The 13,873-nt window shown below is 62.5% G+C and carries 12 protein-coding genes and 1 pseudogene; 12 read left to right on the top strand and 1 reads right to left on the bottom strand.

Annotation, left to right across the window (positions count from 1 at the left end; genetic code table 11):
- Positions 1-188: 188 nt before the first annotated feature.
- The 6 genes from BC363_RS18280 (at position 189) to BC363_RS18255 (ending at position 7,800) form a co-directional block, all read left to right on the top strand.
- A complete protein-coding gene (locus tag BC363_RS18280) occupies positions 189-1,343 on the top strand; it encodes an efflux RND transporter periplasmic adaptor subunit (RefSeq protein ID WP_065780922.1) in 1,155 nt (384 codons plus the stop codon).
- A complete protein-coding gene (locus BC363_RS18275) occupies positions 1,340-4,519 on the top strand; it encodes a multidrug efflux RND transporter permease subunit (protein WP_065780921.1) in 3,180 nt (1,059 codons plus the stop codon). The genes BC363_RS18280 and BC363_RS18275 overlap by 4 nt, the downstream gene beginning before the upstream one ends.
- Before the next feature lie 401 nt (positions 4,520-4,920).
- Positions 4,921-5,757, top strand: coding sequence for an MBL fold metallo-hydrolase (locus BC363_RS18270; RefSeq protein ID WP_065780920.1), 837 nt, complete (start codon positions 4,921-4,923; stop codon positions 5,755-5,757).
- Positions 5,758-5,773: 16 nt separating this feature from the next.
- Positions 5,774-6,256, top strand: a complete 483-nt coding sequence (locus BC363_RS18265; RefSeq protein WP_065780919.1) for a hypothetical protein — start codon at positions 5,774-5,776, stop codon at positions 6,254-6,256.
- Positions 6,257-6,342: 86 nt separating this feature from the next.
- Complete coding sequence (locus tag BC363_RS18260) at positions 6,343-7,089, top strand: YebC/PmpR family DNA-binding transcriptional regulator (RefSeq protein ID WP_065781135.1); 747 nt, start codon at positions 6,343-6,345, stop codon at positions 7,087-7,089.
- A gap of 75 nt (positions 7,090-7,164) precedes the next feature.
- Positions 7,165-7,800, top strand: a complete 636-nt coding sequence (locus BC363_RS18255) for an HAD hydrolase-like protein (RefSeq protein ID WP_065780918.1) — start codon at positions 7,165-7,167, stop codon at positions 7,798-7,800.
- A 122-nt stretch (positions 7,801-7,922) separates the two neighbouring features.
- Here BC363_RS18255 and BC363_RS18250 read toward each other — a convergent pair whose 3' ends face one another.
- Positions 7,923-8,909 carry an LLM class flavin-dependent oxidoreductase gene (locus BC363_RS18250; protein ID WP_065780917.1) on the bottom strand — a complete coding sequence of 329 codons (987 nt, stop codon included), beginning with the start codon at positions 8,907-8,909 and terminating at the stop codon, positions 7,923-7,925.
- Positions 8,910-9,080: 171 nt separating this feature from the next.
- Here BC363_RS18250 and ruvC point away from each other — a divergent pair, with 171 nt between their 5' ends.
- The 6 genes and pseudogenes from ruvC (at position 9,081) to BC363_RS18220 (ending at position 13,759) form a co-directional block, all read left to right on the top strand.
- Entirely contained in the window at positions 9,081-9,593 is a 513-nt protein-coding gene (gene ruvC, locus BC363_RS18245; RefSeq protein ID WP_053249697.1) for a crossover junction endodeoxyribonuclease RuvC, read from the top strand.
- Between the two features lie 72 nt (positions 9,594-9,665).
- Entirely contained in the window at positions 9,666-10,283 is a 618-nt protein-coding gene (gene ruvA / locus BC363_RS18240; RefSeq protein ID WP_065780916.1) for a Holliday junction branch migration protein RuvA, read from the top strand.
- A gap of 87 nt (positions 10,284-10,370) precedes the next feature.
- The gene (ruvB, locus tag BC363_RS18235; protein WP_065780915.1) at positions 10,371-11,411 is read left to right on the top strand and encodes a Holliday junction branch migration DNA helicase RuvB; all 1,041 of its coding nucleotides are present in this window, start codon (positions 10,371-10,373) and stop codon (positions 11,409-11,411) included.
- Positions 11,412-12,314, top strand: a complete 903-nt coding sequence (locus BC363_RS18230) for a metallophosphoesterase (protein WP_065780914.1) — start codon at positions 11,412-11,414, stop codon at positions 12,312-12,314.
- Between the two features lie 130 nt (positions 12,315-12,444).
- Positions 12,445-12,771: pseudogene (locus BC363_RS18225) on the top strand (metallophosphoesterase); the annotation flags it as partial.
- 319 nt (positions 12,772-13,090) lie between these two features.
- The gene (locus BC363_RS18220) at positions 13,091-13,759 is read left to right on the top strand and encodes a hypothetical protein (RefSeq protein ID WP_065780913.1); all 669 of its coding nucleotides are present in this window, start codon (positions 13,091-13,093) and stop codon (positions 13,757-13,759) included.
- Positions 13,760-13,873: the final 114 nt, after the last annotated feature.

Here is a 13,873-nt window from a genome sequence, read left to right as displayed (position 1 = left end):
GGTTCGAAATGTCGCCGCAGGTATTCGGACGACCAATGTCCCATGCCGGGCGTTCTCGATTTTACTGCATAATTCCTTGGATCGGCGTCGATTTACGGAGGAAATTATGCAGCGAGTTTCAAGCGTGACAGCGTCCTTTACGCGTCATATTTGACGCGCGGCGCTGTCGGTGCATTCGGAGAGCGTGCATGTTTTCAAAGTGGCATTTGCCGATGATTTTCGGCGCTTCGATTTCCCTTCTCTCGGTGACGAACGTGGTCGCGCAGGATGCGCAGCTTCCCACCGTCACCGCGGCCAAGCCGGTCGTTCGCGATGTGATCGACAGCGACGAGTTCATCGGCCGTTTCGAAGCGGTCGATGAGGTTTCCGTCCGCGCCCGCGTCGGCGGCTACCTCGACGAGGTCAATTTCACCGATGGTGCACTGGTGACGAAGGGCGACAAACTCTTCGTCATCGATCAGCGCCCCTATCGCACCGCGCTGTCGCAGGCCGAGGCGACGCTCGAGTCGGCGCGTTCGTCTCTTGCCTTTGCCGAAACGCAGTTCAAGCGGACGGAATCCCTGACCGGGACCGGCACGCTCTCGGTCTCGACGCTTGACGATCACCGCCGTGAACTGCTTTCGGCACAGGCCAGCGTGCGCGGAGCGGAAGCCGCGGTTGAACGCGCCAAGCTCGATCTCGACTATACGACGATCAGCGCGCCGCTGACTGGCCGTGTCGACCGCCGGCTGATCTCGACGGGCAACCTCGTTCAGGCCGACCAGACCGTGCTGACGACGATCGTTTCGCTAGATCCGATCGACTTCTACTTCGACGTGGATGAGCGACGTCTGCTTTCCTACGCGCGCGTTGCCCGCGAACGCGGCAGCGCCCTGCAGGAGGGCGGCGGCTCGCTCGAGGTCATGGTCACGATCGCCGATGCCAACGAGGCGCCGTTCAAGGGCAAGCTCGATTTCGCCGAGAACCGGCTGGACCAGGCAAGCGGCACGATGCGGGTGCGCGCCCGCTTCGACAATCCCAACTACGTGCTGCAGCCGGGCCTCTTCGGCCGTGCGGAACTGGAGGGCTCGAACACCTACAAGGCCGTGCTCGTTCCGGATGAAGCAATCGGCGCCGACCAGAACGAACGCATCGTCTACGAGGTGCGCGAAGACGGCACCGTCGCGACCAAGCCGGTGCGGCTGGGTCCCAAGCTGCACGGCTACCGCGTCATTCGCAGCGGCATGACCGGCGACGAAACCATCGTGGTCAACGGCCTGATGCGGGCACGCCCGGGCACCAAGGTGAAGCCTGAGATCGTTGAGCTGCCTCCCGAAGCTCAGGCGACGGAGAGCGCGCAATGAGGTTTGCCCATTTCTTCGTAGACCGCCCGATCTTCGCATCGGTGCTTTCGATCGTCTTGCTGATCGTCGGCAGCATTGCCTATTTCCAGCTGCCTGTGGCGCAGTATCCGGAAATCGCGCCTCCGACGATCGTCGTTCGCACGGCCTATCCGGGTGCGGACGCCGAAACCATCGCCAATACGGTGGCAACGCCGCTGGAGCAGGAAATCAACGGCGTCGAGAACATGCTTTACATGTCCTCCTATTCGACCGCCGACGGTTCGATGGCGCTGACGATCACCTTCAAGCTCGGAACGGACCTGGATCAGGCCCAGGTTCTGGTGCAGAACCGCGTGTCCATCGCCGAACCGCGCCTGCCCGAAGATGTCCGGCGCATCGGCATCACCACGGCGAAAAGTTCGCCCGACCTGATGATGGTCGTGCATCTGCTGTCGCCGAACGAACGTTATGACCAGCTTTACGTCTCGAACTATGCCCGCACCCGCATCCGCGATCTGCTGGTCCGCCTCGACGGCGTCGGCGACGTCATTCTGTTCGGCGAGCGGGAATATGCGCTGCGCGTCTGGCTCGATCCGGAAAAACTCTCGGCCTACGCGATGACGGCCGGCGACGTCGTGCAGGCGCTGCGCGAGCAGAACGTGCAGGTCTCGGGCGGTTCGATCGGCGCACCGCCGACACCGGGCGACAGCGCATTCCAGTACACGGTCACGACCGACGGTCGCTTCAGCGACGCCCGGCAGTTCCGCTACGTCATCGTCAAGGCGACCGAGAGCGGACGTCTGGTGCAGCTGCAGGACGTGGCGCGCATCGAGCTTGGTGCCCGCGAATATGTCAACAACAGCTATCTGGACGGCAGTCCGGCAGTGGCGCTCGGCATCTTCTCGCGGCCGGGCACCAATGCGCTCGACGCGGCCGACGCCATCCAGAAGGTGATGACGGACGTTTCGAAGGACTTTCCAGACGGCCTCGAATATCGGATCGTCTACAATCCGACCGAGTTCATCTCCGAGTCGATCAACGAGGTCTACAAGACGATCGGCGAAGCCGCTATTCTGGTGGCGCTCGTGGTTCTGGTCTTCCTGCAATCCTGGCGCACGGCGATCATCCCGATCGTGGCGATCCCGGTGTCGCTGGTCGGCACCTTCGCGTTGCTTTACGCCTTCGGCTTCTCGCTCAACATGCTGACATTGTTCGGTCTGGTGCTGGCAATCGGCATCGTTGTCGACGATGCCATCGTCGTGGTCGAGAACGTCGAGCGAAACCTGGCGCGCGGCATGACCCCGCGCGAGGCGTCGCACGTGACCATGGACGAAGTGGGGGCAGCGGTCATCGCGATCTCGCTGGTGCTGACCGCCGTCTTCATCCCGACGGCCTTCATCCCCGGTATTGCCGGCCAGTTCTATCTGCAGTTCGCCGTGACGATTTCGGTGGCGACGGTGATCTCCGCCTTCAATTCGCTGACGCTATCGCCGGCGCTTGCCGCGATCTTGCTGAAACCGCATGAGAACGGCCATCACGAAAGCCGTAACCCGCTCACCCGGTTTGGCCGGTCGCTGGCTGATGGATTCAACAACGGTTTCGACCGCATGGCCGAAGGCTACGCCTGGATCGTGCGCAAGCTGGTTTCGACAAGAACGGCGCTCGCTGCGGCGCTCATCGTCTTCGTCGGCCTGCTTGGCGCCACCTGGTACATGGCGCAGATCGTCCCGAGCGGCTTTGTGCCGACCATGGACCAGGGTTACGCCATCGTCGTCATTCAGCTTCCGGATGGGGCTTCGCTCGACCGTACCGATGCAGTGGTCAAGCGCGCGTCGAAGATCATCCAGGAGGTGCCCGGCGTGAAGAGCGCCGTCGCCTTCGCAGGCTTCAACGGTGCGACCTTTACCAACGCCTCCAATTCGGGCGTCATCTTTGCCTCCTTCGAGAGTTTCGAAGAGCGCTTGAAACACGGCCAGGGCGCCAACCAGATCATCGGTCAGCTCTATGGCAGCCTGCAGAGCATCCAGGAGGCCTTCATCATCGCCGTGCCGCCGCCGTCGGTGCGCGGCATCGGCAACTCCGGCGGCTTCAAGATGCAGATCATGGATCGACAGAGCGCCGACATGCGCCGCGTGCTGGGGCTTGCCTACCAGATGATGGGCGCTGCCAACCAGACCGAGGGGCTGACCGGGGTCTTCACGACGTTCTCGGCGTCGAGCCCGCAATACTTCCTGGCGATCGACCGCGACAAGGCCAGGACGTTGAACGTGCCGATCCCGAATATCTTCGAGGCGCTGTCGATCAACCTCGGCACCTCCTATGTCAACGACTTCAACGCCTTCGGCCGCGTCTATCAGGTGCGGGCGCAGGCGGACCAGCAATACCGTCTGGAGCGGGACGATATCCTGGCGTTGAAAGTCCGTTCGGCCACTGGCGCCCTGGTGCCGATGGGCACGCTGGTGGAGATCCGCGACACGGCGGGTCCTGCCCTCGTGCAGCGCTACAACATGTACGTATCGGTGCCGATACAGGGCAATCCTGCGCCCGGCATTTCGACCGGCACGGCTCTCGACAAGATGGAGGCGCTCGCCGCCCAGCTATTGCCGCAGGGAACGACCTTCGAGTGGACGGAACTCGCCTTCCAGGAACGCCAGACCGGCAACACCGCGGTTTTCATCTTCGCGCTGTCGGTCGTCTTCGTGTTCCTGGCGCTTGCGGCCCAGTATGAAAGCTGGGTACTGCCGCTGGCGATCATCCTGATCGTGCCGCTCGGCGTGCTTGCAGCGCTGGTCGGCGTGTTCGCCCGTGGTCTCGACAACAACGTGCTGACCCAGATCGGGCTCATCGTGCTGATCGGCCTTGCAGCCAAGAACGCGATTCTGATCGTCGAGTTTGCACGGCAAGGCGAGGACGAAGGCAAGACGCCGGTCGAGGCGGCAGTGGAGGCGAGCCAGCTGCGCCTGCGGCCGATCCTGATGACGGCCTTCGCCTTCATTCTCGGCGTCGTGCCGTTGATGATCGCCACGGGACCGGGTGCCGAAATGCGCCAGTCGCTTGGAACGGCGGTGTTCTCCGGCATGCTGGGCGTGACCTTCCTCGGCCTGTTCCTGACGCCGGTCTTCTACGTCGCGCTGCGTTCGCTGCGCCGGCGCAAGCCGGCTTCGGCGGCCGAACCGATGGCGACGCCGGCCGAGTAACACGAGCGCAACGCTGCTTGTGATCCAGCGCCCCGGCGGAAACGCCGGGGCGCTGCGTTGTGAGCGGGGCGACCGATACTGTTCGCAATGCCAGCACAATGACGCAAACGTGAGCGCTGGCCGCACCTTTGTCGCTGGACGTGACGGCGCGCTTGAACAATCCTCCCTTCGCCCGTGACGGCGGCGTTTCTCGACCTACAGCGCCGTGCGTCAAATATGACGCGCAAAGGACGCTGTAACGCTCTTAATTTGCTGCATAATTTTCTCCTTAAATCGATTCCGATTTAAGGAATTATGCAGTAGACGCGTTCGCTGCCGATACTGTCGAACGGCCGCACGACCTGTACCCATGCCGAAATCTGCTTGAGCACAGGGCATGCGCGAGGTGTGAAAGGTGAAGGATGATGCTCCGCTACCTTGCCTACACTTTTGCTGCCATCTGGCTTCTGCATACCTTCTGGCCATCGGTCGCGCATGCACAGGCAGCGCCTGCGCAGGTAAGCCAATGCCAGGCGATTGCCGAGACGTTGCCGCAGGCCACTTTCGCCAGTTTCACACCGGCCGCCGCCACCGAAGGGCAGACGGCCGCTGGTGAAGTGACGATCACCTATCTCGGTCATTCCACCTTTCTGATCGAGACGCCCGGCGGCGTCTCGATCGCCACGGACTATAACGGCTGGTTCCGCCCGTCGGCGCCGCCGACGGTGGCGACGATGAACAAGGCGCATTCCAGCCACTACACACTGACGCCGGATCCGGCGATCCGCACGGTGCTGCATGGTTGGGGTGACGATGGCGAGCCGGCTCGGCACGACCTCGTCGTCGGCGACACCTATATCCGCAATGTCACCACGGACATTCGCTCCGGCGCCACGACGATGGAGCACGATGGCAACTCCATCTTCATCTTCGAGGTGGCGGGCCTGTGCATCGGCCATCTCGGCCATCTGCACCATGAGCTCGACGACAGCCACTACCGGCAGATCGGCAGGCTTGACATCTTGATGGTGCCGGTCGATGGCGGGCTGACGATGGGAGCCGAAAGCATGAGCCGTGTGGTTTCGCGACTGCGCGCAGCACTGATCCTGCCAATGCATCGGCGCGGGCCCCCGATCAATGCCTTCCTCGATATGTTCGGCGATGATTTCGACAGGAGCTTTGCGACGGGGGCGAGCGTCAAAGTTTCGCTGCGTTCCTTGCCAAGCAAACCACTGATTTATATTCTCCAGGGCGTCTGAACATCGGGATTGCCCAATGAAGTTGTCAGTGGTCGGCGTACTCGTCTTTTTGTCCCTTTCAACCATGGCACAGGCCGGCGGCGCGCCGGCGCCGCGCATGCCGTCTCCCGATACTCAGCAACCGCAAAGCGTTCCCCTGGCGACTGCCGCGCCCGTTGCCGAGCAGGAGGAGTTCGTGATGCCGTCCGGCAATATCGGCTGCATCTATACGCCCGCGGGCGGCACGGCGACCTACCAGCCGGCCGACGGCGGGCCGGAACTCGCCTGCGATATCATCGCGCCGCGTTATGTCAGGGCAATGCTCGGGCGCGCCGGTGCGGCAACGATCAATCGCGAGGTTGGCGATCCCAGTTGCTGTTCCGCCGGGCCGGTGCTCGAATACGGGGCGACATGGTCGGGCGGTCCCTTTTCCTGCCTCTCGGAACGAACGGGTCTTTCCTGCCGCCGCGAGGACGGCCATGCCTTCGTTCTCAGCCGCGCGAGCATCTCCGCCAACTGAAAAGAAACGCCCCCTGCTGGACGGAAAGCGGCAATAAAACTATAAGGCGCCCCATTCCATTCAAATTCATGCATGCAGAGGGTGCCATGGCTGGCCATTCACAGTTCAAGAACATCATGCACCGCAAGGGCCGTCAGGACGCGGTGCGCTCGAAAATGTTTTCCAAGCTCGCGCGCGAAATCACGGTTGCCGCCAAGACCGGCATGCCCGATCCGGCAATGAACGCGCGCCTGCGCCTGGCGATTCAGAACGCCAAGGCGCAGTCGATGCCGAAGGACAACATCGAACGCGCGATCAAGAAGGCATCCGGCGGCGATGCGGAGAACTATGAAGAAGTCCGTTACGAAGGCTACGGCCCGGGCGGCGTCGCCATTATCGTCGAGGCGCTGACCGACAACCGCAACCGTACCGCCTCCAATGTCCGCTCGACCTTCACCAAGGCCGGCGGCGCGCTCGGTGAAACCGGTTCGGTTTCCTTCTCCTTCGACCGTGTTGGCGAGATCACCTACAAGCTTTCGGTCGGCGACGCGGACAAGGTGATGGAAGCTGCGATCGAGGCCGGTGCCGACGACGTGACCACCGACGAGGAAGGCCACACGATCATCTGCGGCTTCGAGGCGATCGGCGAAGTTTCGAAGGCGCTCGAAGACACGCTCGGCGAAGCTGAAACCGTCAATGCGATCTGGAAGGCGCAGAACACCGTGCCGGTCGACGAGGAGAAGGCACAGTCGCTGATGAAGCTCATCGACATCCTCGAAGACGACGATGACGTCCAGAACGTCTATTCGAACTTCGAAGTGTCCGACGAAGTCATGGCGAAGCTTTCCGCCTGAACCGGATCTTTCCGCCTAGAAGATTTTGATTTACCCGTGTCCGGTAGGGCACGGGTTTTTCTTTGGGTACCACCGATGAAGTATGAGTTCGCGATCTTTGATTTCGATGGCACGCTTGCCGATACGGCGGCGTGGTTCATGGCGGCGAGCAACCTTGCGGCCGCGCACTTCGGGTTTCGCCAGTTGTCGGTGGAGGAGTTCAAGGGGCTGCGCGCCATGGGCAGTCGCGAGATCATCGCGCATCTGGGCGTGCCGATGTGGAAGCTGCCGCGGATTGCTACCTTCATGCGGCAGGAGATGGCCACCCAAGCGCAGGCAATCCAGCTTTTCCCCGGCGTTCCGGAAATGCTGACGGGGGTGAAGTCGGCCGGAGTCGGCATTGCCGTCGTCAGTTCGAATGGCGAAGCTGCCATCCGCAGGGCGCTGGGCGAGACCGCCGCTGCTGTCGACCTTTTTGAGTGCGGCTCCACGCTGTTCGGCAAGGCGCAGCATTTCAAGAGGGTCGTCAAGTTCGCCGGCATCGACCCGTCGCGCATCCTTGCGATTGGCGACGAGGCCCGCGACATCGAGGCTGCCCGCCAGGCGCGGATCGCGGCCGGCGCCGTCGGCTGGGGCTATGCCGACCCGACGTTTCTGAAATCGCTCGGGCCGGATCGTTTCTTCGACCGCATGGACGAGATCCCGCCGGCCTTTCGGGTCACGGAGTGCTGACGCATCATGCTTTACAGCGCCGCGCGTCTATTTAGACGCGCAAAGGTCGCTGTAACACTTGGAGTTGCTGCATAATTTTGTCCTTAAATCGATTGCGATTTAAGGAATTATGCAGTAAGGCGTCAAGCTCGCTGCGCCTCGGCGAAGAGGCGGAGCGACTTGAGACGGGCATCCATGTCGAAGATCGGCATCGAGACGATCAGTTCGTCGGCCTTCGTCTGGCCGAGGAACGTTTCGATCTTCCTCCGGATCGTCTCCGGTCCGCCGACGATGGCGTAGGACATCGCGTGATCGACGAAGATCTTTTCATCCGAACTCCACAGCCCATCCATCGACGCGACCGGTGCCGGGAACCGGCCGCGGGCGTTGCGTCGCAAGGCGACGAAGGATTGCTGCATCGACGTGAAGAGATAGTTCGCCTCTTCATCGGTGGCCGCCGCCACGCCCATGACGCCGACCATCACATGCGGCTTGTCCAGCGTTTGCGAGGGCGTGAAGCGTTCGCGATAGATTTCGAGGGCCGACAGCAGCATGTCGGGCGCGAAATGCGAGGCGAAGGCGAAGGGCAGGCCGAGCATGCCGGCAAGATGGGCGCTGTAGTGGCTCGAGCCCAGGAGCCAGATCGGCACATTGGTGTCGGCACCTGGAACCGCGATGATCGTCTGATCCTCGGCGACGGGGCCGAGCAGCGCCTGCAGTTCGACGACGTCGTTGGGGAAGTTGTTGGCGCTCGCTTCCATGTTGCGGCGCAAGGCCTGGGCGGTGCGCATGTCGGTGCCCGGCGCACGGCCAAGGCCGAGATCGATGCGGTCGGGATACAGCGCAGCGAGCGTTCCGAACTGTTCGGCGATCACCAGCGGCGAGTGGTTCGGCAGCATGATGCCGCCGGAGCCGACGCGGATCGTCTTCGTTCCTGCGGCCACATGGGAGATGACGATCGAGGTCGCAGCGCTGGCGATGCCCTTCATGCCGTGGTGTTCGGCCAGCCAGAACCGCTTGTAGCCGTTTTCCTCGGCCGCCTGCGCCAGCCGCCTTGAGTTTTCGAGCGACTGGGCGACGCTGCCGCCTTCGGTGATCGGGGAGAGATCGAGGACGGAGAACGTCGCCATGAGCAAGGCCTTTGTTGAGCGAAATTGATTGAATGCCTATGTAAGGTCAAAATTCCTCAATCCAAGGGTGGTCACCGAGATTTCCGGCCGGGGCACTTTCCCTGTGTGGATGTTTTTGTTTTGTTCACTTTTTGCTGGCAGCGTCCAGGCGCGCAGCATAGGGTGAATTTCATGCAGACCACGATTCGCATCATCGGCATCGATCCGGGCCTTCGCCGTACCGGCTGGGGCATCATCGAAACGCTCGGCAATTCGCTGCGCTTCGTCGCGTCCGGGACGGTGACATCGGACGGCGACATGGATCTCGCCTCGCGTCTCTGCCAGCTGCATGATGGCCTCGCTGAAGTCGTGCACAGCTATCAGCCGCACGAGGCGGCTGTGGAGCAGACTTTCGTCAACAAGGACGCGACGGCGACGCTGAAGCTCGGGCAGGCACGCGGCATCGCCATGCTGGTGCCGGCGCGCGCGGGCTTGAGGGTCGCCGAATATGCGCCGAATGCGGTGAAGAAGGCCGTCATCGGCGTCGGCCATGGCGAAAAGCAGCAGATCCACATGATGTTGAAGGTCCTGATGCCGAAGGCGGAGTTCAAGGGCAATGACGCTGCCGACGCGCTGGCGATCGCCATTTGCCACGCGCACAACCGCCTGTCGGTGACCAGCCGGCTTGCCGCCCTGATGGGGTAGTTGCACTGGTGCCGTTAATTTCCGATGGTCGGTCCGATCATCCCGCAATCCATCCATGAGAGACGACGCCACATGATCGGCAAATTGAAGGGTACTATCGACGAAATCGGCGAGGATCACGTCGTTCTCGACGTGCATGGCGTCGGCTATGTCGCCCATTGTTCGGCGCGCACATTGTCGAAGCTCGGTTCGGCGGGAGAGGCGGCGGTGCTGTTTATCGAAACCTATGTGCGCGAGGATCAGTTGAAGTTGTTCGGCTTCCTGACGGCGCTGGAGCGCGAGTGGTTCCGCCTGTTGCAGAGCGTGCAGGGCGTCGGCTCCAAGGTGGCGCTCGCCCTCCTTTCGACGCTGACGCCGGGCGAGCTCGCAAACGCGATTGCGCTGCAGGACAAGACCTCGGTGTCGCGCGCGCCCGGCGTCGGTCCGAAGGTGGCGGTGCGCATCGTCACCGAACTGAAGAACAAGGCGCCGGCTTTCGCCGGCGAAATCTCCGCCTCGCTCGGGCTTAAGCAGGAACTGGGCGAGGGTGTTGCCTCGGCGCCAGTTGCAGACGCGGTGTCGGCGCTGACCAATCTCGGCTATTCCCGCGACCAGGCCGCCAATGCGGTTGCCGCGGCGCTGAAGAACGGCGGCGAGGATGCGGACAGTGCCAAGTTGATCCGGCTGGGTCTCAAGGAACTGGCGCGATGATTCCTTGCGTTGTCGTGCCGGTCGATGCAAAACGGGCATTCCCTTTGACGCCCTGCGCAAGAATGCCCGATCGATTGGAACGGATGGATGACTGAAGCCGCACGCCTGATAACGCCGGAAAAGCGCGGCGAAGATCTCGATGCGACCATGCGTCCGCAGTCGCTGGACGAATTTACCGGCCAGGCGGAAGCGCGCGCCAACCTGAAGATCTTCATCGAAGCGGCGAAGAACCGCGGCGAGGCGCTCGATCACGTGCTGTTCGTTGGGCCGCCCGGCCTCGGCAAGACGACGCTGGCGCAGATCATGGCCAAGGAACTGGGCGTCAATTTCCGCTCCACCTCCGGGCCGGTCATTGCCAAGGCGGGCGATCTGGCCGCACTTCTGACCAATCTTGAAGAGCGCGACGTCCTGTTCATCGATGAAATCCACCGGCTCAACCCGGCGGTCGAGGAAATCCTCTATCCCGCGATGGAAGACTTCCAGCTCGACCTTATCATCGGTGAGGGGCCGGCGGCGCGGTCGGTGAAGATCGACCTGTCGAAGTTCACGCTGGTGGCGGCGACCACGCGTCTCGGCCTGTTGACGACGCCTTTGCGTGACCGTTTCGGTATTCCGGTCCGGCTCAATTTCTACACGGTCGAGGAGCTGGAATCGATCGTGCGCCGTGGGGCCCGGCTGATGGGGCTCGGCATGACCGACGACGGCGCGCGCGAGATCGCCCGCCGCGCGCGCGGCACGCCGCGCATCGCCGGCCGCCTGCTTAGGCGGGTGCGCGATTTTGCCGAAGTGGCGCGAGCCGAAGCGGTCACCAAGAAGATCGCCGACGAGGCGCTGACGCGGCTTCTTGTCGACAGCATGGGGCTCGACCAGCTCGATCGCCGCTACCTCTCGATGATCGCACAGAATTTCGGCGGGGGGCCGGTCGGTATCGAGACCATTGCCGCCGGGCTTTCCGAGCCGCGCGACGCGATCGAGGACATCATCGAGCCCTATCTCATCCAGCAGGGCTTCATCCAGCGTACGCCGCGCGGCCGCGTGCTGACCGCCAACGCCTGGAAGCATCTCGGCCTCAATCCACCTAGGGATCTCGAGGCGACCCAGTTTCGATTGACGCTCGAGGACGAGTAAATGATCACGCGCCGCGGACTTCTGAAGTTTCTCGGCGGTGGCATAGCCAGCATGGCGGCACTTGGCGGTTATGCCTTTGCGATCGAGCCGCTCGCCCGGCTGAACGTGACGCGATATTCGCTGACGCCACCGGGCTGGACGCCCGGCTTGAAGCTGCGCGTGGTGGCCCTTGCCGACATCCATGCCTGCGAGCCGTGGATGTCGGCCAACCGCATCGCTTCGATCTGCCGGCAAGCCAATGCGCTTGGTGGTGATATCACCGTCCTTCTCGGCGACTATGCCGCCGGCATGAACCTGGTGACCCGCTACGTGCATTCCAGCGAATGGTCGAAGGCACTTGCGACGCTCGAGGCGCCGCTTGGCGTGCATGCGATCATGGGCAATCACGACTGGTGGGAGGACAGGACCGCGCAGAAGAACGGCGGCGGTCTCACCTTCGGTCACAAGGCGCTCGCCGACGTCGGCATCAGCGTCTACAGCAATCGCGCCGTTCGGCTGGAAAAGAATGGCCTCGGCTTCTGGCTCGCCGGCCTCGAAGACCAGCTTGCCCTGGTGCCGGGCAGGAAATGGATACGCACGCATATGCAGGGCCTCGACGATCTCGACGGCACGCTGGCGCAGGTCGGCGACGACGCGCCGGTGATCCTGCTTGCCCACGAACCGGACATCTTTCCGAAGGTGCCGTCGCGCGTCGCCTTGACGCTCTCCGGCCATACCCATGGCGGGCAGGTCCGGTTTCTCGGCCATGCTCCCGTCGTTCCCTCCCGTTTCGGCGATCGCTACGCCTACGGTCATATGGTCGAGGCGGATCGCAGCCTGATCGTTTCCGGCGGGCTCGGCTGCTCGATTGCGCCGGTCCGCTTCGGCGTGCCGCCGGAGATCGTCGTCATCGACCTTGGCTGAGGCGGCCCGGCCGCATGGCTTAGGCGCGCGGCCGAATGGCGTATTTCGGCGGGACGGCGTGCTCGCTATGATCCGCAGGGCCGGTCTGGCGGATCAGCTCGAGCCCTCCTATCCGGCGTCGGATGGTGCCGGCATGATCGATGGGCTCGATGACCTGCCCGGCACTCTGGCCGGCATTGACGGTGACGATCCGATCATTCTGATGGCGCACGAACCGGATATCTTCGTCGATGTGCCTCAGCGCGTGTCGCTGACGCTGGCCGGTCATACCCATGGCGGGCAGGTGAGGTTTTTGGGCTATGCGCCGCTCGTGCCGTCGCGATACGGCAACCGCTATGCCTACGGGCATATCATCGAGGACGATCGCCACATGATCGTCTCAGGCGGATTGGGTCTTTCGAATTTGCCGGTGCGGATCGGATCGCCGCCGGAGGTCGTTGCCATCGACATAGGCTAGGGTCAACGCCGGCCGTCGTTACTGTCGCGATTTCAGGCTATGTCGCCGAGGCAGGCACTGAATATCTGTGCATGGCATATGCCTACTTTATTGTATTCTCATTATTGCCACATCTGTGCCGCGCTTTGAGCCGATTTCGACAGTAACAAGACGCCGGGCGATTAAGGGCATTAGCAGTATCACGTGCCGTCCAGGGACAGACAGAAGCGGTTTTAGTTCAGCGTCGATTTCATTCAGTCTGAGGGAATTTTGCAGGGTGCGCCATTCGGGGTGGCGCCATTCCCATGTGATCCTGCCGATATCGAAAAGGTACTTTACAATGGGTCTCATGTTTCTGATCAATACGCTGAGCCTCGATCCCGTCGCCGCGCTCAAGACGGGTCTACGCATACTCCACTTCATAGGGTTGGCGCTGGGGCTGGGCGCTGCAACCGTTCTGGATCTGATGATCGTCAGATTCTTCATCAAGGGGAAAGTGACCCCGGAACACTGGGCGGTGTTCCACTTCGGGTCGAAGATCGTCAATTGGGGCCTGATCCTCTTGTGGGTCACCGGCTTTGGCTTCATGACCTACTACGGCTACTTCGAGCCGATCAAGCTCGGCAATGAGAAGGTCTGGGCGAAGATGACCATCGTCGCCATCCTGACGGTCAATGGGGCCTTCATCCATGCGGTGATCCTGCCGAAGGTGAAGATGCAGATCGGTCGTTCGCTGATGGAAGGCATGTCGACCAAACAGCGCAGCACCTTCCTCATCTCCGGTGCCGTCTCGGCAACCTCGTGGTACGTGCCGCTGATGCTCGGTGCCCTGCCGCAGCTCAACTTCGTCGTCCCGATGACGGTGATCCTGATGGCCTATGGCTTACTGCTGGCAGCGGCGATCGTCATCTCGCACAGCCTTCTTTTCGTGCTGCCGGCGGACAAGGTGCCGGCCAAGCAGACGAAAACGCGGATCGAGCCGATGATGGGCCTGCCCTCGGTGGCTTGAGCTGGGGGATCGCGTGCCTGATTTAGCCGGTACGTGACTGAAAAGAAGGGCCCGGCGTCGTCCTCGACGCCGGGCCCTTCTGTTTATGGATGCCCATGGCCGGGCGTGCCAGCA

Origin of the sequence: Ensifer sp. LC384 (assembly GCF_001695865.1) — a bacterium.
In the GTDB taxonomy this organism is placed as follows: domain Bacteria; phylum Pseudomonadota; class Alphaproteobacteria; order Rhizobiales; family Rhizobiaceae; genus Ensifer.
The sequence above is the reverse complement of the archived record's forward strand: the minus strand, read 5'-3'. Positions and strand labels throughout refer to the sequence as shown.